21 protein-coding genes are annotated in these 19,260 nt (G+C 71.2%); 14 read left to right on the forward strand and 7 right to left on the reverse strand.

Annotated elements, in window-relative coordinates:
* Positions 1-47: 47 nt before the first annotated feature.
* The 4 genes from ACOZ38_RS05610 to coaA form a co-directional block, all read right to left on the reverse strand.
* Positions 48-965, reverse strand: a complete 918-nt coding sequence (locus tag ACOZ38_RS05610; RefSeq protein WP_405144591.1) for an ABC transporter ATP-binding protein — start codon at positions 963-965, stop codon at positions 48-50.
* Positions 962-1,873, reverse strand: a complete 912-nt coding sequence (locus ACOZ38_RS05615) for an ABC transporter permease (RefSeq protein WP_424529083.1) — start codon at positions 1,871-1,873, stop codon at positions 962-964. Before ACOZ38_RS05615 ends, ACOZ38_RS05610 begins: the two co-directional genes overlap by 4 nt.
* Positions 1,866-2,774: an ABC transporter ATP-binding protein gene (locus ACOZ38_RS05620; RefSeq protein ID WP_424529084.1), complete on the reverse strand. Its 909-nt coding sequence runs from the start codon at positions 2,772-2,774 to the stop codon at positions 1,866-1,868. Before ACOZ38_RS05620 ends, ACOZ38_RS05615 begins: the two co-directional genes overlap by 8 nt.
* A 100-nt stretch (positions 2,775-2,874) precedes the next feature.
* The gene (gene coaA, locus ACOZ38_RS05625) at positions 2,875-3,798 is read right to left on the reverse strand and encodes a type I pantothenate kinase (RefSeq protein WP_424529085.1); all 924 of its coding nucleotides are present in this window, start codon (positions 3,796-3,798) and stop codon (positions 2,875-2,877) included.
* Positions 3,799-3,928: 130 nt separating this feature from the next.
* Between coaA and ACOZ38_RS05630 the strand changes: the two genes are divergently transcribed.
* The 10 genes from ACOZ38_RS05630 to tsaD all read left to right on the forward strand — a co-directional run bounded on the left by ACOZ38_RS05630 (position 3,929) and on the right by tsaD (position 12,515).
* Positions 3,929-4,279, forward strand: a complete 351-nt coding sequence (locus ACOZ38_RS05630; RefSeq protein WP_424536957.1) for a holo-ACP synthase — start codon at positions 3,929-3,931, stop codon at positions 4,277-4,279.
* An 82-nt stretch (positions 4,280-4,361) separates the two neighbouring features.
* Positions 4,362-5,885, forward strand: a complete 1,524-nt coding sequence (locus ACOZ38_RS05635) for an NAD(P)H-hydrate dehydratase (RefSeq protein ID WP_424529086.1) — start codon at positions 4,362-4,364, stop codon at positions 5,883-5,885.
* 108 nt (positions 5,886-5,993) lie between these two features.
* Positions 5,994-7,136, forward strand: coding sequence for an alanine racemase (gene alr / locus ACOZ38_RS05640; protein ID WP_424529087.1), 1,143 nt, complete (start codon positions 5,994-5,996; stop codon positions 7,134-7,136).
* 13 nt (positions 7,137-7,149) lie between these two features.
* Complete coding sequence (locus tag ACOZ38_RS05645; RefSeq protein ID WP_424529088.1) at positions 7,150-8,289, forward strand: alpha/beta fold hydrolase; 1,140 nt, start codon at positions 7,150-7,152, stop codon at positions 8,287-8,289.
* Positions 8,286-8,741: a tRNA (adenosine(37)-N6)-threonylcarbamoyltransferase complex ATPase subunit type 1 TsaE gene (gene tsaE, locus ACOZ38_RS05650; RefSeq protein WP_405144604.1), complete on the forward strand. Its 456-nt coding sequence runs from the start codon at positions 8,286-8,288 to the stop codon at positions 8,739-8,741. Before ACOZ38_RS05645 ends, tsaE begins: the two co-directional genes overlap by 4 nt.
* Positions 8,742-9,037: 296 nt before the next feature.
* The gene (locus tag ACOZ38_RS05655) at positions 9,038-9,577 is read left to right on the forward strand and encodes a hypothetical protein (RefSeq protein ID WP_424529089.1); all 540 of its coding nucleotides are present in this window, start codon (positions 9,038-9,040) and stop codon (positions 9,575-9,577) included.
* Positions 9,578-9,599: 22 nt separating this feature from the next.
* On the forward strand, positions 9,600-10,154 hold the full coding sequence (locus ACOZ38_RS05660) for a class F sortase (protein ID WP_424529090.1): 555 nt from the start codon (positions 9,600-9,602) through the stop codon (positions 10,152-10,154).
* 207 nt (positions 10,155-10,361) lie between these two features.
* Complete coding sequence (gene tsaB, locus ACOZ38_RS05665; RefSeq protein WP_405144609.1) at positions 10,362-11,024, forward strand: tRNA (adenosine(37)-N6)-threonylcarbamoyltransferase complex dimerization subunit type 1 TsaB; 663 nt, start codon at positions 10,362-10,364, stop codon at positions 11,022-11,024.
* 20 nt (positions 11,025-11,044) lie between these two features.
* Complete coding sequence (rimI, locus tag ACOZ38_RS05670; RefSeq protein WP_405152232.1) at positions 11,045-11,491, forward strand: ribosomal protein S18-alanine N-acetyltransferase; 447 nt, start codon at positions 11,045-11,047, stop codon at positions 11,489-11,491.
* Positions 11,484-12,515, forward strand: a complete 1,032-nt coding sequence (tsaD, locus tag ACOZ38_RS05675; protein ID WP_405144610.1) for a tRNA (adenosine(37)-N6)-threonylcarbamoyltransferase complex transferase subunit TsaD — start codon at positions 11,484-11,486, stop codon at positions 12,513-12,515. Before rimI ends, tsaD begins: the two co-directional genes overlap by 8 nt.
* 7 nt (positions 12,516-12,522) lie before the next feature.
* Here tsaD and ACOZ38_RS05680 read toward each other — a convergent pair whose 3' ends face one another.
* Positions 12,523-14,016 (reverse strand): hypothetical protein, encoded by a 1,494-nt coding sequence (locus ACOZ38_RS05680; RefSeq protein ID WP_424529091.1) that lies wholly within the window; start codon positions 14,014-14,016, stop codon positions 12,523-12,525.
* Between the two features lie 204 nt (positions 14,017-14,220).
* A complete protein-coding gene (locus tag ACOZ38_RS05685; RefSeq protein ID WP_424529092.1) occupies positions 14,221-15,405 on the reverse strand; it encodes a class I SAM-dependent methyltransferase in 1,185 nt (394 codons plus the stop codon).
* 301 nt (positions 15,406-15,706) lie between these two features.
* Here ACOZ38_RS05685 and groES point away from each other — a divergent pair, with 301 nt between their 5' ends.
* The 4 genes from groES to ACOZ38_RS05705 all read left to right on the forward strand — a co-directional run bounded on the left by groES (position 15,707) and on the right by ACOZ38_RS05705 (position 18,892).
* Complete coding sequence (gene groES / locus ACOZ38_RS05690) at positions 15,707-16,021, forward strand: co-chaperone GroES (RefSeq protein ID WP_084258731.1); 315 nt, start codon at positions 15,707-15,709, stop codon at positions 16,019-16,021.
* Positions 16,022-16,130: 109 nt separating this feature from the next.
* Positions 16,131-17,753, forward strand: coding sequence for a chaperonin GroEL (gene groL, locus ACOZ38_RS05695; RefSeq protein ID WP_424529093.1), 1,623 nt, complete (start codon positions 16,131-16,133; stop codon positions 17,751-17,753).
* Between the two features lie 309 nt (positions 17,754-18,062).
* Positions 18,063-18,689, forward strand: a complete 627-nt coding sequence (locus tag ACOZ38_RS05700) for a sigma-70 family RNA polymerase sigma factor (RefSeq protein WP_358546960.1) — start codon at positions 18,063-18,065, stop codon at positions 18,687-18,689.
* Positions 18,686-18,892, forward strand: coding sequence for a hypothetical protein (locus ACOZ38_RS05705; protein ID WP_424529094.1), 207 nt, complete (start codon positions 18,686-18,688; stop codon positions 18,890-18,892). Before ACOZ38_RS05700 ends, ACOZ38_RS05705 begins: the two co-directional genes overlap by 4 nt.
* Here ACOZ38_RS05705 and ACOZ38_RS05710 read toward each other — a convergent pair.
* Complete coding sequence (locus ACOZ38_RS05710) at positions 18,853-19,230, reverse strand: DUF5319 domain-containing protein (RefSeq protein WP_405144616.1); 378 nt, start codon at positions 19,228-19,230, stop codon at positions 18,853-18,855. The genes ACOZ38_RS05705 and ACOZ38_RS05710 overlap by 40 nt on opposite strands.
* Positions 19,231-19,260: the final 30 nt, after the last annotated feature.

A 19,260-nucleotide genomic window follows, 5' to 3' on the forward strand; every position in this document is an offset into this window, starting at 1 on the left:
GATGGGGTCGGCGTGGGTCGGCGGGTGTTCCGGGAGGCGCGGGCCGGTCATCGGGTGCTCCCGGAGATCAGGTAGGAGAAGACGCTTTCCAGGTCCTCGTCGGCTGGGGAGACCTGCCATACGGTGACCCCGGCGTCGCGGGCGACCCGGGGGAGCAGCCAGGTGAACCTGCGGAAGTCCACGGCCTGCACCTCCAGCCCGGCCGCCCCGAGGGACACGGCCCCCGAGGAGGCGTCGGCGATCAGGGCGGCGGCCAGACGCCGGTCGTCGCTGGAGCGCACGTGGAACAGGTGCGGCCGGTCGGTCATGCGACGGCGGATCTCCCGGAAGTCGCCCGAGGCGGCGTGGCGCCCCGCCACGAGGACCTCGATCTGCTGGGCGACCCGCTCGACCTCCTCCAGGATGTGGGAGCTGAACAGGATGGTGCGGCCGGCGGCGCCGAGCTCCCTGACGAGGTCCATCAGGTGGAGGCGCTGGCGCGGGTCCATGCCGTTGAACGGCTCGTCCAGGAGCAGCACCTGCGGGTCGTGGACCAGCGCGGCGGCGACCTTGACCCGCTGGCGCATGCCCTTGGAGTAGGTCTCGATGCGCCGCTCCTTGGCGGACTCCATCTCGACCATCGCGAGGGCCTTGGCGGCGGCGTCCTCGGGGGAGGGCAGGCGGTGCAGGCGGGCGCTGGACAGCACGAACTGCCAGCCGGTGAGGAACCCGTAGACCGCCTCGCGCTCGGGGACCAGCCCGATGGACCGGTAGATCTGGTGGTTGCGCCAGATCGGCTTCCCGTCGAGCGTGGCGGTGCCGGTGGAGGGGGCGAGGAACCCGGCCATCATGTGCAGCAAGGTCGACTTGCCGGCGCCGTTCGGGCCGAGCAGGCCGGTCACGCCGGGCCCCACCGTCATCGTGACGTCGTTGACCGCGACCACGTTGCCGTACCAGCGGGAGACCTGTCCCAGTTCGATGTTCACGATGAGGCCGCCTTGCGGTAGCGGAGGACGAGGGCGGCCACGCACAGGCCGATCACCGCCAGCACGGCGAGGGCGGCGATCGGGCCGCCCACCCCGGGCGGGTAGCCGTCGCCGTTGTTGGGGGTGGTGCCGAACAGCCACACCTGCACGGCGTCGATCAGGAAGAACGGGTTGATCAGCCATGCCCACGCGGCCGCGGCGTCACGGCTCACCGACATCAGCACTCCAGCGAGCACCGCTGAGATCGCCGACGACAGCAGGTAGGCCGCGATCACCGACGCGACGCCGAGCCCGCGCCGGGGCGTGAAGGAGGCCAGCGCCACTCCGACCGAGGCCAGCAGCACGGCGTAGACCACGGAGGTGGCCAGGGCCGCGAGGTAGTCGTGGGTGTGCGGCGGCCCCGGCAGGTCGACGAGCAGCTCGCCCGCGTAGAGCACGGTCAGGGGCACCGCGATCAGCAGGAACAGCGCGAGGGTCATGGCGGCGAGCTTGGCCGCGACGTAGTCCCCCGTGGTGGTCGGCCGCGAGAGGTACAGCGGCAGCACCCGGAACCGGAGGTCGGGAGCCACCAGGTAGGGCGACTGCGCGGCGAGGAAGACGGCGAGGACGGCCTGCATCGTCACGGCGTACGACGGGTAGGCGATCGCCCGCTGCTTGATCATGGCCATCACGGCGATCGACACGATCGCGGGAAGCATCATGACCGCGGCCAGCAGGAACGGCATGATCTTGGCCCGCGCGGTGCGGCCGAGCCCGAAGAGGCCGCGCAGGCTGTGCACGGTGAGCGCGGTCAGCGCGTGGCCACGGCCGAGCCTCGGGCCGTCGTAGTGGCGGTAGCCGATGTCGTGGATGACGCCCGTGGGCGTCGCCGGGGCGGCCGGCGCCGGCGCGGAGACGGGCTCAGACATGCGACACCTCCTGACGGAAGACGTCCTCGATGCGGTGCCGGCCCTGTTCGAGGCGTACCAGGCACAGGTCGAGGTCGCACACGGCGTCGCGGACGACGTCGAATGTGTCCGGCGCGCCGACGTCGACCGTCAGCAGCCGGCCGTGCAGCGTGACCTGCCGCCCCGCCTCCGTGAGCCGCTCGGCGAGGGCCTCCTGGCCCTCCTCGACCTCGACGGTGATCGACTGGGTGACCTGCGTGAAGTCCTCGATGGAGGAGGAGCGCAGCAGGCGCCCCCCGTCGATGACGATGACGTTGTCGCACACCCGCTCGAGCTCGCCGAGCAGGTGGGAGGTGACGACCACGCTGATGCCGAACTCGGTGCCGATGCGCCGGATCAGGCCGAGCATGTCGTCGCGGCCCTGCGGGTCGAGGCCGTTGGTCGGCTCGTCCAGGAAGACGAGCCGCGGGTCGTGCACCAGGGCCTGGGCCAGCTTCACGCGCTGCCGCATGCCGGTGGAGTAGCCGCCGATGGGCCGGTAGCGCTCCTCGTACAGGCCGACGTGGCGCAGGGTGTCGGCGGCGCGCTCGCGCGCGGCGCTGCGCGGCAGGCCGGACATCTGGGCCATGTGGACCGTGAACTCGGTCGCGGACATGTCGGGCGGGAGGCAGTCGTGCTCGGGCATGTAGCCGACGGCCCGCCGGATGTCGAGGGCCTGGGTGGCCGGGCTCAGGCCGAGGACCGTGGCGCTTCCCTCGGTCGGGGGGAGCAGGCCGAGCAGGAGCTTGATGAGGGTGGACTTCCCCGCGCCGTTGGCGCCGACCAGGCCGGTGACGCCCGACCCAGCGCTGATGGTGAGGCGGTCGAGCGCCGTCACGCGGGGAAAGCGCTTGGTGAGTCCCTCGGTGGCGAGGATGGTCATGGCCTGGACACTATCCAAGGGTCTGACCGGAGTTCCTCCCTCACACGGAGGAATTCCCCCTCATCCGCCGGACGGGGGGGCCGGCACCAGGGGGCCAGCCCTAGGTGCGGCGCAGGCGGACGCGGCGGACGGAGTGGGTCGAGTTCTTGTGCAGCACGAGGCCCGCCCGGCCGCGTGTGGGGGCGATGTTCTCGATCAGGTTGCGCTCGTTGACGTCACGCCAGACGTTCCTCGCGAACCGCGTCGCCTCCTCCTCCGACAGCTCGGCGATGTAGGTGAAGTACGACTTGGGGTCGGCGAAGGCCGTGCGGCGGAGCTTGTGGAACCGCTCGACGTACCAGGACCGGATGTCCTCCACCTTGGCGTCGACGTAGATGGAGAAGTCGAAGTAGTCGTTGACCGCCAGGGCCGCCGGAGGGGCGGGCTGCAGCACGTTGAGGCCCTCGACGATCAGGATGTCGGGCCGCCGCACGGTCTGGACGGCCCCCGGGACGATGTCGTACTCCAGGTGGCTGTAGACCGGCGTGTTGACCTCGGGGACCCCGGCCTTCACGTCGGCGACGAAGCGGACCAGCGCCCGGCGGTCGTAGCTCTCGGGGAAGCCCTTGCGGTCGGTGATGCCGCGCTCCTCCAGTATTTTGTTGGGGTACAGGAAGGAGTCGGTGGTGATCAGGTCGACCCGGGGGTGCTCTGGCCAGCGCGCGAGCAGGGTGTGCAGCAGCCGGGCCGTGGTGGACTTGCCCACCGCGACGCTGCCCGCGATGCCGAGGATGTACGGCGGGGGCTCCTGGTCGTCGCCGAGGAAGGTGTTCAGCGCCGCGCTGCGCTGCCGCGCGCCCATGAAGTGCAGGTTGAGCAGGCGCGTCAGCGGGAGGTAGATGTCGGTGACCTCGGCCAGGTCGATGGGGTCCTCGACGCCGCGCAGCTCCTCCAGCTCCTCGGCCGTGAGGGTGAGAGGCGTGTTCCTTCGCAGGGCCCGCCACTGTTCGCGGCTGAGCTCGACATACGGGTTCGGTGCCTCCATGGGCGGAAACTCTACTGAGCGTTCACCGTACGGCCGCCGGGGGGCCGGTGTGAGGGAAGATGGGCCCCGTGAACCACGCCGCCCACGCGCCCGCCTCGCCCCGCGCCGGCTCGTCGCGGAGGCCTCGCCCGTGATCGTGGGCATCGGGGTGGACCTCGTCGACATCGCCCGTTTCGAGGCGGCCATTAAGCGTACGCCCGCGCTGGTGGAGCGGCTGTTCACCGATGCCGAGGCAGGGCTTCCCGCCGCCTCGCTGGCCGCCCGGTTCGCCGCCAAGGAGGCGGTGGCCAAGGCGCTGGGCGCGCCGCCCGGCCTCGGCCACCGGGAGGCAGAGGTCACCACGGCCGCCCACGGACGTCCCGAGCTCCGGGTGAGCGGCCGGGCCGCCGAGGTGGCGGCTGAGCTCGGCGTGCGCCGGTGGCACCTGTCCCTCAGCCACGACGGCGGATTCGCCATCGCCTACGTCATCGCGGAGGGCTGACGGCCGGGGTCCGAGGGAAGCCGGGCGGCCGTACGGCGGGTGGCCTTCTCGCCGATGATCGGGGAGAGCTAGATTCGGTGGGATGCTGACCGCGTACACGTCCGACGAGATCAGGGCGGCCGAACGGGCGCTGATGGCGCGACTCCCGGAGGGCACGCTCATGCGGCGCGCCGCCACAGGGCTGGCCGTCACCTGCGTGAAGGCCCTTCCCCGCGTGTACGGCTCGCGCGTGGTGCTGCTCATCGGCAGCGGCGACAACGGCGGCGACGCGCTGTACGCGGGGGCTCTGCTCGCCCGCAGGGGCGCACGGGTGCACGCGGTCCTCGCGGGGCAGAAGACCCACGAGGGCGGCCTCACCGAGCTGCGCCGCGCGGGCGGCAGGACCCTGGACCTGCGCGAGACGCACGCCGAGGGCTCCGCGAAGGGCCTGCGGACCGATCCGGCGCTCGTCGACATGATCGACGAGGCCGACCTCATCCTCGACGGCCTGGTGGGCATCGGCGGCACCGGGCCGCTGCGCGAGCCGTACGCGACGCTGGCCAGGATGAGCGCGGAGGCTCCCGGCGTCGTCGTCGCGGTGGACGTGCCGAGCGGGGTGGACGCGAGCACCGGCGAGGTCGAGGGCGACGCGGTGCGCGCGCACCTCACCGTCACTTTCGGGGCCGTCAAGGCGGGCCTGCTGATCGACCCGGGGGCGAGCCACGCGGGCAGCCTCCAGGCGGTGGACATCGGGCTCGGCCCGTACCTCCCCGACCCCGGTGTGGTCGCCCTCACCGATCCCGACGTCGCCGACCGGCTGCCGCGCCCCGATCCCGAGTCGAACAAGTACCGCAGGGGCGTGGTCGGCATCGTCGCGGGCAGCGACCGTTTCACCGGCGCCGCCGTGCTGGCGGTGGGTGGCGCCGTACGGGCGGGCGCCGGGCTGGTGCGCTTCGCGAGCGCCGCGGAGGCGGTCCAGCAGGTGCGCGCCAAGTGGCCGGAGGCGGTGACCAAGATCGTCACGCCCGAGGAAGGGGTGAGCGAGGTCGGCCGGGTCCAGGCGTGGGTGGTCGGCCCGGGCATGGGCACCGACGACGGCGCCCTCGCGCTCGCGAGGTCGGTGCTCGACAGCGGCGTCCCCGCACTCGTGGACGCCGACGGGCTGACCCTCGCCACGCGCGACCGCTCGCTCCTGCGGCGTTCGGCGCCCACGCTCATCACGCCCCACACGGGCGAGCTGGGCCGCCTGCTGGAGGTGTCCCCCGAGGAGATCGAGGCGCGCAGGCTGCACTACGCCCGCCGCGCCGCCGAAGAGCTCGGCGTGACCGTACTGCTCAAGGGGTCGACTACTCTGGTCGCTGAGCAGGGCAGGCCGGTCCGCGTGAACCTCACGGGCACTCCCTGGCTGGCCACGGGCGGTACGGGCGACGTGCTCGCCGGCATCGCTGGAGCCCTCCTCGCCGCGGGTCTCGGCTGTTACGACGCCGGCTCGTGCGCGGCCTACGTGCACGGTCTGGCGGCCCGGGCGGCGGCGGGAGGCCCCGAGGGCGGCGAGGCGCCCATCGCGGCCCTGGACGTCGCTCTGGAGCTGCCCGGCGCGATCCGCGCGCTCACGGCGGGCATCTGATGCGAACGCTCCTGCCCCTGGCGGCGGTGTGACCCATGTCATGACCGCCACCGCGGGCTTGACGGTGAACCGGCCCTGGCGCCGGCACGCGACTGCGAGACTGAGAGGGTGAGTTTCCCCATCGACGGTTCCCTCGTCACGCCTGCCCAGGCCAGGGTGGATCTCTCGGCGATCAGGCACAACGTGGCGGTTCTGCGTGGGCACGCCCCCGGCGCCGAGATGATGGTCGCGGTGAAGGCCGACGCCTACGGGCACGGCCTGGTGCCCTGCGCCCGCGCGGCCCTTGAGGCCGGCGCCTCGCGTCTCGGCACGGCTTACGTCCAGGAGGCGCTCGACCTGCGCGCCGCCGGTGTGACCGCGCCCATCCTGTCGTGGATCATCACTCCGGGCGAGCCCCTCGACGACGCCGTGGCGGCGGCCGTAGAGCTGTCGGCCGGCGCGCCGTGGCTGGTCGACGACATCGCGGCCTCCGCCCGCAGCGCCGGGCGCACGGCCCGCGTGCACCTCAAGATCGACACAGGCATCTCGCGGGGGGGCGCCACCGCGAAGGCGTGGCCCGAGCTGGTCGAGCGGGCGCTCGCGGCCCAGGCCGAGGGGACGATCGAGATCGTGGGGCTGTGGTCCCACTTCGCCTGCGCGGACATCCCCGGGCATCCCTCGATCGGGCTCCAGCTCGCCGCGTTCGAGGAGGCCCTCGCGGTCGCGGAGAAGGCCGGGGTGAGCGGGTCTCACGTCCTGCGCCACATCGCGAACTCCGCCGCCACGGTGACGCTTCCCGAGGCGCACTACGACATGGTCCGTCCCGGCATCGCGGTGTACGGGCTCAGCCCGATCCCCGAGCTCGGCGACTTCGGCCTGCGGCCCGCGATGACCCTCAGCGCGCGCATCGCGATGGTGAAGCGCGTCCCCGCCGGCACCGGCGTGTCCTACGGGCACCTCTACACCACCGAGCGCGAGACCACGCTGGCCCAGGTGCCCCTCGGGTACGCCGACGGGGTGCTGCGGGGAGCGACCAACCGGGCGGAGGTCATGGTGGCGGGCAGGCGGCGCACGGTCGCCGGGCGGGTATGCATGGACCAGTTCATGATCGATGTGGGTGACGACCAGGTGGACGAGGGCGACGAGGTCATCCTGTTCGGCCCGGGCACCGGCGGCGAGGCCACCGCACAGGAGTGGGCGGATTCCCTCGGCACGATCACTCATGAGATCGTGACCAGGATTGGTTCTCGCGTGCCGCGCGTTTACCGGTAAGAGGAGGTCGTAGATGTCCACACGGCGCAGGGTCGGGATCGCAGGGGCGGTCTTCGGCACCGCTTCGGCGACTCTGGCGGCGGCGGCCCTGGCCAAGAGGTATGCCGTCGGGCGCATCCGCCTGCGGCCCGACCTCGAGGTGAGCGAGCCATTCGGCGAGCTGCGGGGGCGTCAGGTCACCGTCACGACCTCCGACGGCGTCGAGTTGTACGCCGAGGTCGACGGGCCCGAGGACGCCCCGCTGACCATCGTGTTCTGCCATGGGTACACCCTGAACCTCGACTCCTGGCACTACCAGCGGCGCGCGCTGCGCGACACCCACCGCCTGGTCTTCTGGGACCAGCGGTGCCACGGGCGCTCGACCCGCACCCCCGCCGAGGACTGCACCATCGACCGTCTCGGGGCCGACCTCGCCGAGCTCCTCAAGGCGCTCGTGCCGGGGCCGTGCGTGCTCGTCGGCCACTCCATGGGCGGCATGACGGTCATGGCGCTGGCCGACAGCCATCCCGAGCTGTTCGGCGACAAGGTCCGCGGCGTCGCCCTCATCTCGACCTCGGCCGGCAAGCTGGCCGAGCTGACGCTGGGCCTCCCGGCCCTGATCTCCAAGGTCGTCCACTGGGCGGCGACCCCGGCGGTGTCGGTGCTCGGCCGCCGCGCGGAGCTGATCGACCGCGGCCGGCAGGCGGGCAACGACGTGTCGTTCCTGGCGCTGCGCTATCTCGGCTTCGGCGACCCCTCCACCATCAGCCCCACCGTCGTGGACTTCGCCGAGTCGATGATCCGCTCCACGCCGACGGACGTCATCGCCGACTTCTACCCGGCGCTGATGTCACACGACAAGCTCGCCGCCCTCGACGTGCTCGACAAGGTGCCAACCGAGATCATCGTCGGCGACAAGGACTGGCTGACCCCGCCCGACCACAGCAAGTCGATCAACGCGGGCCTGCCCTCCGCGCGGCTCACGGAGATCGCCGGCGCCTCCCATCTGGTGCTGCTGGAGAAGCCCGACGCCGTGAACGAGGCGCTCGGCGAGCTGCTCAAGCGGGTGCGCGACGCCGACGCGGGCGGGCCCATCGGCGCGCTGCCCGAGGTCGGCGGCTCGCCTGAGAACCTCAGGAGCCTGGACGGCAGCGCCGAGGGGGAGGCCTCATGAGGCGGGTGTCCACCACCGAGGACATGTGGGCGCTGGGCGAGGAGGTCGCGCGCCTGCTGGGCCCCGGCGACCTCGTGGTGCTGTCCGGCCCGCTGGGCGCCGGCAAGACCACCCTCGTGCAGGGCATCGCCGAGGGCCTGAAGGTCCGCGGCCCCATCACCTCGCCGACGTTCGTGATCGCCCGGGTCCACCCGTCGCTGGCGGGCGGTCCGGCGCTGGTCCACGCGGACGCCTACCGCCTGGGCGGGTCGCTGGAGGTCGACGACCTCGACCTCGACGCCTCGCTGGACGACTCGGTGACCGTGGTCGAGTGGGGCGAGGGGCTGGTGGAGGGCCTGGCCGACGACCGGCTGGAGGTCTCCATCGAGCGCGGCGACGCGGGCGACGAGCGCCTCGTACGGCTGCGCGGCGTCGGCCCGCGATGGGCTGATCTGGCGGGCTCTTCTGATTGACCCTTTTTCGTGGATCTAGACCGGTACTCTAACCAGCCTTGACGCATGCCTCCATTGCTATGGATCATCGGAATGAAGATCGTTGCCATGGATTGGCCTGTTTTTTCTGGGTATGCAGGTGGGGTAACACCTTGGCGTGGTCGTGTCGGGCGGGGTCGGATCGTACGGTGAAGTGGAGTGCGACGGTGCACAGGGTCGGGCAGGGCGCGGTTGCTGGAGCATTCCTTCTCTTAGGCGGTGTCGGGTGTACGGCCGAGGCGCAGACGGGCGCGACGGCGCCCACCCCAGCGCCGTCGATGAGCCGTCAGGACATCCGCGTCCAGCTCATCCCTGACAAGGTGCAGGGCGGGGCCACGCGGTCGGTCCGGGTGCGGGCCTTCTGCCCGCTGCCCCAGGGCGGCACCGACTACCGGGCGACGGCCCGCTCCGACTCGTTCACGGGCGTCGTCACGCTCACCCAGCCTCCGCCCGCCACCCCCGCCGCGTCCTCGACCCCCGTGTCCACCGCGGCGCCCCTGCCGGAGGTCCACGGCTTCGCCCTCGTCGACGAGGACGCCAAGGCCGGTCGCTACCAGGTCGAGGTCAAGTGCGAGGGCACGAACGACATCGGCAGGGCCACGCTGACGCTGACCGCCAGGTCCACGGCCACTCCCACCCCCACCAGGACCCGTGTGGTGCCGACGCGGGCGCCGAGGGCAGGCGGCGGCGGCACGGCGGCCGGTGCGCAGCCCGCCGACGAGCCCACGGGCATCCCGGCCGGGGTGACGGTCGTGGCGCTCCTGGCGGCTCTCGGGGGCGGCATCGCCGTGGCCAGGCGCAGGTCGAAGGCCGGCTGACCTTCGATCCGGCGTTTCCCCGATGGCTGACTCCCCGAAATGGCTCAAGATCGCGGTAGCCGGGTTCGTCACCGGCACGATCATGTTCGCGCTCACCGGCCGCGAGCGCGACGCCTCCGTCCCGCAGGCCAAGGCCGCGATACCCAAGCGGCTCGACATCCCGTCGCTGAAGCTGACGGCCCCGCTGATGAAGCTCGGGCTCAGCGGCGACGGGGAGGTCGAGCTGCCGCCGTTCGAGAAGCCCGCGATGGCGGGATGGTTCGACCAGAGCGTGGTGCCCGGCGACTCGGGAGCCTCGGTGATCATCGGGCATGTGGACACCAAGACGGCGCCGGCGGTGTTCTACCGCCTGCGCGACGTCAAGAAGGGCGCCGTCGTCAAGGTCCTGCGCAGCGACGGCAAGGTGGCGCAGTACAAGGTCGACTCGATCGAGCAGGTGGCCAAGGACCGCTTCCCCGCCGAGCGCGTGTACGTCGAGGACGGCCTGCGCCTGGTCACCTGCGGCGGGGTCTTCGACCAAAAGACCCACGAGTACCTGGACAACATCATCGTCTACGCGTCTCACCTGGCCACCTGAGCCGAACATCCCACGAGCGGAGCGAGCGCGACAGGTAGCGCGAGGGCGCGCCGGTGGTCTGACTGAGGAAGGAGGAAGTGCGAGGAACGAGTGCTTCCGAGTGACGAGGGAAGACCGCCGGCTCAAAGGCGCCCTCGAGCCGCGCGAGCGGAGCGAGCGCCATAGGCACGGAGCGAGCGCCGAGAAACACGGCTAGGCTTGACATTTGTGCTGGTCTTGGCCTTCGATACCGCAACCCCGGCCGTCACCGCGGCTCTCCACGACGGTGACCGCGTGCTCGCCGAGTCGACGACGATCGACGCTCGCCGCCACGGTGAGCTGCTCGTTCCCTCCATCCAGGAGGTCCTGCGCGAGGCGGGGGTCTCCCTTGGCGACGTCACCGCGATCGTCGCCGGCTCGGGCCCCGGGCCGTACACCGGCCTGCGCGTCGGGCTGATGACCGCCCAGGCGCTCTCGTCCACGACGGGCGCCCCCGCGTACGGGGTGTGCACGCTGGACGCCGTCGCCTACGCGAGCGGCCTCACCGAGCCCTTCATCGCCGCCACGGACGCGCGGCGCAAGGAAGTCTTCTGGGCGGGTTACGCCGACATGCGCACCCGGCTGTCCGGGCCCTCGGTCGACCGGCCCGGCGACGTGCCGGGCGAGCCGCCTCTGGTGGGGGCGGGCGCCCGCATGTACGCCGAGGTCATGGGCGAGCAGCGCCTGGTGGAGGGCGCCGCCGACTACCCGCTCGCCGGAGCGCTCGCCGCGCTCGCCGCCGAGCACCTCGCCTCGGGCACCGGTGACGGGGTTCTCACCTCGCCGAGCCCGATCTACCTTCGACGACCGGACGCCCGGGTGCCCGGCCCGCCGAAGAAGGTGACCGCGTGACCGCCGCCACGCTGCGGCAGATGACGGAAGCCGATCTACCGGCCGTGCTGCGCATCGAGCGCTCGACGTTCCCGTTCGACGCCTGGAGCGAGGGCATGCTGCGGGGCGAGCTGGCCGACCAGCCGCGCACCCGGCACTACATCGTCGCCGTCGCCGAGGGGCGCATCGTCGGGTACGCCGGGCTGGCGGCGGCGGGCGACCAGGCGGACGTCCAGACGATCGCGGTGAGCGCCTCCATGCAGCGCGCCGGCGTGGGCAGCGCGATGCTCAAGGAGCTGCTCATCGAGGCCGAGCGCAGGGGGGCGACGGCGGTGTTCCTGGAGGTCCGCGCGGACAATCCGCCCGCGCAGGCCATGTACGAGCGCTTCGGGTTCGAGCGGGTCGGCGTGCGCCGCGACTACTACGACGACGGAACCGACGCGATCATGATGATGAGGAAGTTGAGCGTGGAGGGCGGCAATGTCTGACGAACCCCTGGTCCTGGGCATCGAGACCTCGTGTGACGAAACCGGGGTCGGCATCGTCAGGGGCCACACGCTGCTCGCCAACACCGTCGCCTCCAGCGTCGAGGAGCACGCGCGGTACGGCGGCGTCGTGCCCGAGGTGGCCTCACGGGCCCACCTGGAGGCCATGACCCCGACCGTCGAGCGCGCCCTCGAACAGGCGGGGCTGCGCTTCGCGGACATCGACGCGGTGGCCGTCACGGCCGGCCCCGGCCTCGCGGGCGCGCTGCTCGTGGGCGTCGCCGCCGCCAAGGCGTACGCCGTGGGCCTCGGCGTGCCGCTGTACGGCGTCAACCATCTGGCGGCCCACGTCGCGGTCGACCAGCTGGAGCACGGGCCGCTGCCCAAGCCGTCGATCGCGATGCTGGTCTCGGGAGGCCATTCGTCGCTGCTGCTCGTGCCCGACGTGGCCAAGGACGTCATCTCCCTCGGCTCCACCGTGGACGACGCGGCGGGGGAGGCGTTCGACAAGGTGGCCAGGGTGCTCGGCCTGCCGTTCCCCGGCGGTCCCCACATCGACCGCGCCGCCGCGCAGGGCTCGGGCACGGCCGTCGCCTTCCCGCGCGGGAAGTACGACGACGGCACGCTGGACTTCTCGTTCTCCGGGCTGAAGACCGCCGTCGCGCGCTGGGTGGAGGCCAGAGAGCGTGCGGGTGAGCCCGTCCCGGTCGCCGACGTGGCCGCGTCCTTCCAGGAGGCCGTGGTCGACGTGCTCACGCGCAAGGCGCTCCAGGCCTGCCGTCAGTACGACGTGAAGGACCTCCTCATCGGGGGCGGGGTGGCCGCCAACTCCCGGCTGCGCGCCCTGGCCCGGGAGCGGTGCGACGCCGCGGGGGTGCGCCTGCGGGTGCCCCGGCCGGGGCTGTGCACCGACAACGGCGCGATGATCGCGGCGCTCGGGTCCGAGCTGGTGGCCTCGGGAGTGAGCCCGTCGCGGCTCGACATCCCCGCCGACTCATCGCTCCCGGTCACCGCCGTCCACATGTGACCCCGGGTCAGTCCTTGGGGGTGCGGGTGGGGCGGAGCAGGGCCTCGGCGAGGGCCAGCATGGTCTCCTCCAGGGCGCCCAGCCTGCGGGTCAGGTCGTTGTGCGAGGGCTGGATGATCTCGTCCACGGTCGCCGACAGCTGCTCGCGGTCGGGGCGTGCCCGCACGAGGTCCATCAGCTCGGTCACGGGCGGCATGGCGGCGGCGGCCTCGGCGAGGCGCTTCTCGATCGTGTCGAACCGCTTGCCCTGGTCGTCGCCCTGGGCGCTGAGCAGCTCGCCGACGCGCTTGTGGACCTCGCCGACCTCCAGCAGGCCGGGGAGCTGGCCCACGCGCTGGTTGACGGCCTCCACGCGGTCGTCGACCATCTCGAGCCGCTCGTTGACGCCTTCGAAGCTCTCGTCGACGGTGCCGAAGCGCTGATCCTGGGCGAGGAGGCGGCCGTCGACGTCGGTGAGCCGCTGGTCGAGCCCGGCCAGACGGCCGTCGACGCCGGCGAGGCGGGAGTCGGACGTCTCGATGCGCCCGTCGACGCTCTGGAGCCGGACGTCGACCGTCTCCAGCCGTCCCTCCACGGCCCCGAGGTGGCTGTCCACGCTGTCGAACCGGCCCTCCAGGGTCTTGAGGTCGCCGAAGTGGCCCTCCACCCCCTCGAACCGCGCGTCGAGGCCCGTCAGATGGCCCTCGACGCCCTCCAGACGGCCGTCGAAGCCCGCGAGCCGGCCATCGAAGCCGTCGAGACGGCCGGCCAGCCGGGTCTCGGCGTCGGTCAGCTGGGCCGTCATGCCGTCGACCTTGCCGGCCAGCAGCTCGACGGAGCCGGTGAGCCGCTCGATCGCCGAGGCCAGCGTCTCCTCAAGGCCCTCGCTGAGGTCGAGGACGCCGCCTTCGAGCCGCTCGGTGCGCTGCGTGAGGTCGAGCAGCGCCTTGTCCACCCGGGTGAAGCGGCCCCCCGCGGCCTCCATGCCGGAGGCGAGCTGGCCGAGGCGCCTGGTGAGCTCGGCCATGTGCTCGGGCACGCCCTGGCCGCCGTCCAGGACCGCCTGGATGCGCTTCAGGGACTCGGCGACCCCTTCGCGCACCGTGCCGAGGTCGTTCCACAGGCCGGGGAGCTCGGCGACGGGCCTGACGCGCTCGCTCACCGCGTCGAGGCGGTCGCCGATGACGGCGACGCGGTCGCCCACCCCGTCCACGCGGTCGCGCACGACCTCCACGTGCTGGGCCAGGCCCTCGGCCCACGCGGGCGGCCGGGTCGCAAGCTCGCCGAGCTGGCCGCCGACGCTCTCCAGGGCGCCGCTCAGGCCGCCCAGCTCGCGCTCGCGGACCTCGCGCAGCAACCACTCCATGCCTTCGAGCCGCTGCCGGATCTCGTCCAGCACGGCGCCCTGCGTGCGCTGCTCGTACACGTGGTCCTGTGCCGCCCTGGCGAGGAGCTCGCGCATCCGGTCGGAGATGGCGGTCTGGCTTCCCGCCTGGAGGAGGGTGTGGTTGGAGTGATCCACCGAAAGCTCCTTCACTCGCGGGCGGTCGGCCGCACTGCGGTGGGATTGGTCCGGTTGTCTGGCGTGACGAATAAGGCGGGTCAGCCATCGATCAGGCGAAAATCCCGCGCTGGCCAACTGTAGTCGCTCGGCACGCGACTTTCTGGCCCGACTTTAAAACTTCGTGATTATCGGTGGATTGCCCGGATTGACCATTTGTGCAGGTCAGGCGGGTTCGCAAATGAGTGCGAAAGGTCGCTCGCCGATGCGGGTAAGAGCCACGACGCACGATTTATCGCCAGAAAGCCGCAAATCTTTCCTCAGGCGCTCCAGGTCGACGGCGGAGCCGCGTTTCTTCAGGGTGACCGCGCCGATGTGGCGCTCACGAAGGGCCGTGCGCAGGCGCTTCAGCGAGAACGGCATCGTCTCCAGGACCTCGTAGCGCGAGGCCCACGGCGTGACGGCCGCGGTGTCGCCCGTGATGTAGGCGATCTGCGGATCGAGCAGGTGGCCGTTCACCAGCGCCGCCACCTCGGCGACCAGATGCGACCGGATCGCGGCGCCGTCCGGCTCGTAGAGGTATCTGGCCACCGGCCCCTGCTCCGCCTGCCCGAGTGACAGGTCGGGGGTCAGCGTCTCGCCTGAGGGCAGCATCGTGGCCCTGCGGCCGAGGTCGCCGGCCGAGGGCTGCGCGAGGGCGCCGGTCCACAGGACGGCCTCCTTGACCTCGCCGCGGTAGGAGACCCATTCGGCCTCCGCGCCCGGCGGGATCAGCTCGTACGGGATGCCGGGCGCGACCTTCAGGCACGCCGCCCGTGCCCGTGCCACCAGGCCGAGGACCGCGGGCCACGGCGGGGAGTACGCCATGGGGTCGAAGACGCGCCTGCCGGTGGACCTCCTGGCGGGGTCGGCGAACAGAACGTCGTACGCCTCCGGCTCGACCTCGGCCGCGTCGGCCGTACGGACCGTGACGCGGTCGCCGAGCCCCAGTGCCACGGCGTTGGCCCGTGCCACCTCCACGGTGAGCGGATCGAGGTCCACGGCGTCGACCTCGCACCCGGCGCGTGCCATCTCGATCAGGTCGCCGCCGATGCCGCAGCAGGCGTCGGCCACCCGCGTGCCCAGCGGGAGCCTGCGGGCGCGGTGGGCGGCCACCTCGGCGCGGGTCGCCTGCTCCAGGCCGTCGGGGGTGAAGTACATGCGGGACGCGTCGGGGCCGAACTTGACCGCGCCGCGCGCCCGCAGCCGCGCCTGGGTGAGCGCGGCGGAGGTCAGCGAGGCGTCGTAGGTCTTCCTGAGCCGGCTCGCGGCCACCACCGGGTCGGCGCCGTCGGCCACCGCCCCCACGGCGTCGCCGAGGGCCTTCTGCCCGCGTGGGGTCAGCAACTCGCGGAAGGCGTCGAGGTCCACGTCTCCCGACGCTACCGCGTGCCGGAGGGTCTCAGACGAGGAGTCGGCAACCTGGCGGACCGGGTGTCCAGAGCGGACATTTCGGGCGACTCTCGCTTTGGCCGGGGCAGGTATCGCTCCCGGACTGACCAGGGACGGCCTGTCCGTGTTGACTGAGTCGGCGGCCTTGCATACTGTTCAGTGTTGGCACTCGCCTAGTGAGAGTGCCAAGTCAAAATGCGACGAGGCAGGTCTGACACCCGCGACGGCAGGCCGCTGGTCGCCTCTTCAGCTCATCAAAACAATCTGAAGGGGAGGTCCGATCGTGACGACCGCCACCAAGGTTCCCGTTAAGCCGCTCGGCGACCGCATCGTGGTCCAGCCGCTTGAAGCCGAGCAGACGACCGCTTCCGGTCTGGTCATCCCGGACACCGCCAAGGAGAAGCCGCAAGAGGGCAAGGTCCTCGCGGTGGGCCCCGGCAACTGGGACGAAGACGGCGAGAAGCGGATTCCGCTCGACGTCAAGGAAGGGGACATCGTCCTCTACAGCAAGTACGGCGGCACCGAGGTCAAGTACGGCGGCGAGGAGTACCTCGTTCTCTCCGCCCGCGACGTTCTCGCGATCATCGAGAAGTAAAGCCCCGGGCGCGCAAGCGACCATCAGTACGGAGCCTTACAAAAAATGCGTGTCAAGCCCCGGGCGCTTCGGCTGAAGGCCCGGGGCTCTGATGCTGAGAGGACCTTAAATGCCGAAGACCCTGGAGTTCGAGGAGGACGCGCGTCGCGCTCTCGAGCGTGGCGTGAACGCCCTCGCGGACGCCGTCAAGGTGACCCTCGGGCCGCGCGGCCGGAACGTCGTCATCGACAAGAAGTTCGGTGCGCCGACCATCACCAACGATGGCGTGACCATCGCCCGTGAGGTCGAGCTCGAGAAGCCGTACGAGAACCTCGGCGCCCAGCTCGCCAAGGAAGTCGCCACCAAGACCAACGACGTCGCCGGTGACGGCACCACCACCGCGACCGTGCTCGCCCAGGCGATGGTCCGCGAGGGCCTGCGCAACGTCGCCGCCGGCGCCTCGCCGCTGTCGCTCAAGCGCGGCATCGACCTGGCCGCCCGCGCGGTCAGCGACCGCCTGCTGGAGCTCGCCCGTCCCGTCGAGGACAAGAAGGAGATCGCCAACGTAGCGACGATCTCCGCCCAGGACGCCAAGATCGGCGAGCTGATCGCCGAGGCGTTCGACAAGGTGGGCAAGGACGGCGTCATCACCGTCGAAGAGTCCAACACCATGGGCCTGGAGCTGGAGTTCACCGAAGGACTCCAGTTCGACAAGGGCTACCTGTCGCCGTACATGGTGACCGACCCCGAGCGCATGGAGGCGGTCCTCGAGGACGCCTACGTCCTGCTGAACCAGGGCAAGATCTCCTCCATCGCGGAGTTCCTCCCCCTGCTGGAGAAGGTCGCCCAGACCAAGAAGCCGCTCTTCGTGGTGGCGGAGGACGTCGAGGGCGAGGCCCTGGCCGTCCTGGTCACCAACAAGATCCGCGGCACGTTCACCTCGGTGGCCGTCAAGGCTCCCGGCTTCGGTGACCGCCGCAAGGCCATGCTGCAGGACATCGCGATCCTGACCGGCGGCCAGCTGATCTCCGAGGAGCTCGGCCTCAAGCTGGACAACGCCGGCCTCGAGGTGCTGGGCACCGCCCGTCGCATCGTGGTCACCAAGGACGCCACGACCATCGTCGACGGCGCCGGCGACCCGCAGGCGATCCAGGACCGCGTCCGCGAGATCCAGCACGCGATCGAGCAGACCGACTCCGACTGGGACCGCGAGAAGCTCCAGGAGCGCCTCGCCAAGCTGTCCGGGGGCATCTGCATCCTCCGCGTCGGCGCGGCCACCGAGGTGGAGCTCAAGGAGAAGAAGCACCGCCTCGAGGACGCCATCTCCGCGACGCGCGCCGCGATCGAGGAGGGCATCGTCTCCGGCGGTGGCTCCGCGCTCGTGCACCTGTCCAAGGACCTGGACGACCTCGGCCTCACCGGTGACGAGGCGACCGGTGTCGCCATCGTCCGCAGGTCGCTCGTCGAGCCGGCCCGCTGGATCGCGGAGAACGCCGGCCAGGAGGGCTACGTCGTCACCGCCAAGATCAGCGAGCTGCCCGCGGGTCACGGCCTCAACGCCGCGACCGGCGAGTACGGCGACCTGATCGCCGAGGGCGTCATCGACCCGGTCAAGGTCACCCGCTCGGCCGTGCAGAACGCCGCGTCCATCGCCGGCATGCTGCTCACGACCGAGGTCCTCGTGGTCGACAAGCCCGAGGAGGAGGCCGCGGCCGCCGGGGGGCAGGGTCACGGCCACGGACACGGCCACTGAGCCCGATCAATCGGCCCGGAGTACGGCTCGCGCCTCATGGAGGCGTGGGCCGTACTTTTTTGTTGAATCGATTTTCACCCCCGTCATTTGACCGCGGGGTAAACCGATCGCGGTGCCGGGGCGTCCGGGAGACCGCCCTGAGCGCCCTCCGAGCTGCCGCGACATCTAACAAATATCCTCCGAATTCCGTTCGCGAGTGAAATATACAAACACTACTGTGTTCAGTTGATTACTCGCCGTTATCGTCGCGTCAATGTGACCAATCCGTATCCGTTCACTATGACGACATGCGCGATCGTGGCGGGCATCATGCCTAACGTGACCGAGGGACGCGTCGCCGACGCCAAAACTGGGGTAAGGCTTGCGACGAGATCGGACGAGTCCGACCTCAGGGATCTGACGAGCCTTGCCGTACAGGGGGATCGCACTGCGATCGAATCACTGCTGGGCCAGTTGCGCCCGATGGTGGTGCGCTATTGCCGTGCCCGACTTGGCCGGGTTTCCGGTCATTACCACATCGCCGACGACGTGGCCCAAGAGGTGTGCATCGCGGTGCTGGCCGCGCTGCCGCGCTACCGCGACATGGGGCGGCCGTTCGCCTCGTTCGTGTTCGGCATCGCCTCGCACAAGGTCGCGGACGCGCTCCGCAGCTCCGTGCGGTCGGCCGTGCCCACCCAGGATCTTCCGGACGGCCCCGACCAGGGGCCGGGGCCGGAGGAGACCGTGGTGCGCTACATCGAGGCCGAGCACGCCCGCGCGCTGCTGTCGCGACTGCCGGAGAACCAGCGAGAGCTGATCATTCTGCGGGTGGTGTCGGGACTCTCCGCCGAGGAGACGGGTAACGTACTCGGTATGTCACCAGGTGCGGTTCGCGTCGCCCAGCATCGGGCGCTGGCCAGGCTTCGGGCGATGGCCGACATGGAGTCGATAGCTTGACCGCTGTCCATCCGGCGCGTTCGGTCAGGAAACGCGGGTCCGAGACGGATCCCGACGTGCTCAGGACCGACGCGGTCATCGACGCGCTCGCCCGCCGGGAGCCGGTCGGCGAGCAGGAGGACCCCGCGGTGAGCCTGCTGCGCGCACTGACCGACGACGTCGATCAGTGGCTCTCCTCGGTGTCGATCACGCCGTCCACGTAGCCCCTGGCGTACTCCCAGCTGACGTAGTCGGCGGGGTCGGGCTCGAAGGCGGGCTCGTGGACCTGTGGCCGCCCGTGGTCGATCATCTGGCGGAGGTTGCCACGGAGCAGATCCCAGTCGAAGTAATGCTGCTCGCCACACTCGGGGCAGTCGAGCACCAGCCCGAGAACACCCTGTGGCTCCAGCAACGAGCGGAAGACCTCCACATCGGCGAGGTCGGTGAGCGCCTCGTCGCGCTCGGCCAAGGTCAGCGGCTCGGAGTCGTCGAGCTCGCCCAGCGCCGCGGCAGGGTCGTTAGGGTCTTCCGCGAAGGGGTCGCGGGGGACGTCTTCCAGCACGCATTCCACCTTATGACCCTCACCTACCCT

Source organism: Sphaerisporangium viridialbum, from assembly GCF_049674955.1.
GTDB classification, from domain to species: domain Bacteria; phylum Actinomycetota; class Actinomycetes; order Streptosporangiales; family Streptosporangiaceae; genus Sphaerisporangium; species Sphaerisporangium viridialbum.

Coding starts and splice junctions, on each gene's coding strand:
- ACOZ38_RS05615 (WP_424529083.1), bottom strand. CDS start 1,873: ATGTCTGAGCCCGTCTCCGCGCCGGCGCCGGCCGCCCCGGCGACGCCC.
- tsaD (WP_405144610.1), top strand. CDS start 11,484: ATGTCTGACGAACCCCTGGTCCTGGGCATCGAGACCTCGTGTGACGAA.
- ACOZ38_RS05645 (WP_424529088.1), top strand. CDS start 7,150: ATGTCCACACGGCGCAGGGTCGGGATCGCAGGGGCGGTCTTCGGCACC.
- ACOZ38_RS05620 (WP_424529084.1), bottom strand. CDS start 2,774: ATGACCATCCTCGCCACCGAGGGACTCACCAAGCGCTTTCCCCGCGTG.
- rimI (WP_405152232.1), top strand. CDS start 11,045: ATGACGGAAGCCGATCTACCGGCCGTGCTGCGCATCGAGCGCTCGACG.
- groL (WP_424529093.1), top strand. CDS start 16,131: ATGCCGAAGACCCTGGAGTTCGAGGAGGACGCGCGTCGCGCTCTCGAG.
- tsaE (WP_405144604.1), top strand. CDS start 8,286: ATGAGGCGGGTGTCCACCACCGAGGACATGTGGGCGCTGGGCGAGGAG.
- ACOZ38_RS05635 (WP_424529086.1), top strand. CDS start 4,362: ATGCTGACCGCGTACACGTCCGACGAGATCAGGGCGGCCGAACGGGCG.
- coaA (WP_424529085.1), bottom strand. CDS start 3,798: ATGGAGGCACCGAACCCGTATGTCGAGCTCAGCCGCGAACAGTGGCGG.
- ACOZ38_RS05660 (WP_424529090.1), top strand. CDS start 9,600: ATGGCTGACTCCCCGAAATGGCTCAAGATCGCGGTAGCCGGGTTCGTC.
- ACOZ38_RS05700 (WP_358546960.1), top strand. CDS start 18,063: ATGCCTAACGTGACCGAGGGACGCGTCGCCGACGCCAAAACTGGGGTA.
- ACOZ38_RS05655 (WP_424529089.1), top strand. CDS start 9,038: ATGAGCCGTCAGGACATCCGCGTCCAGCTCATCCCTGACAAGGTGCAG.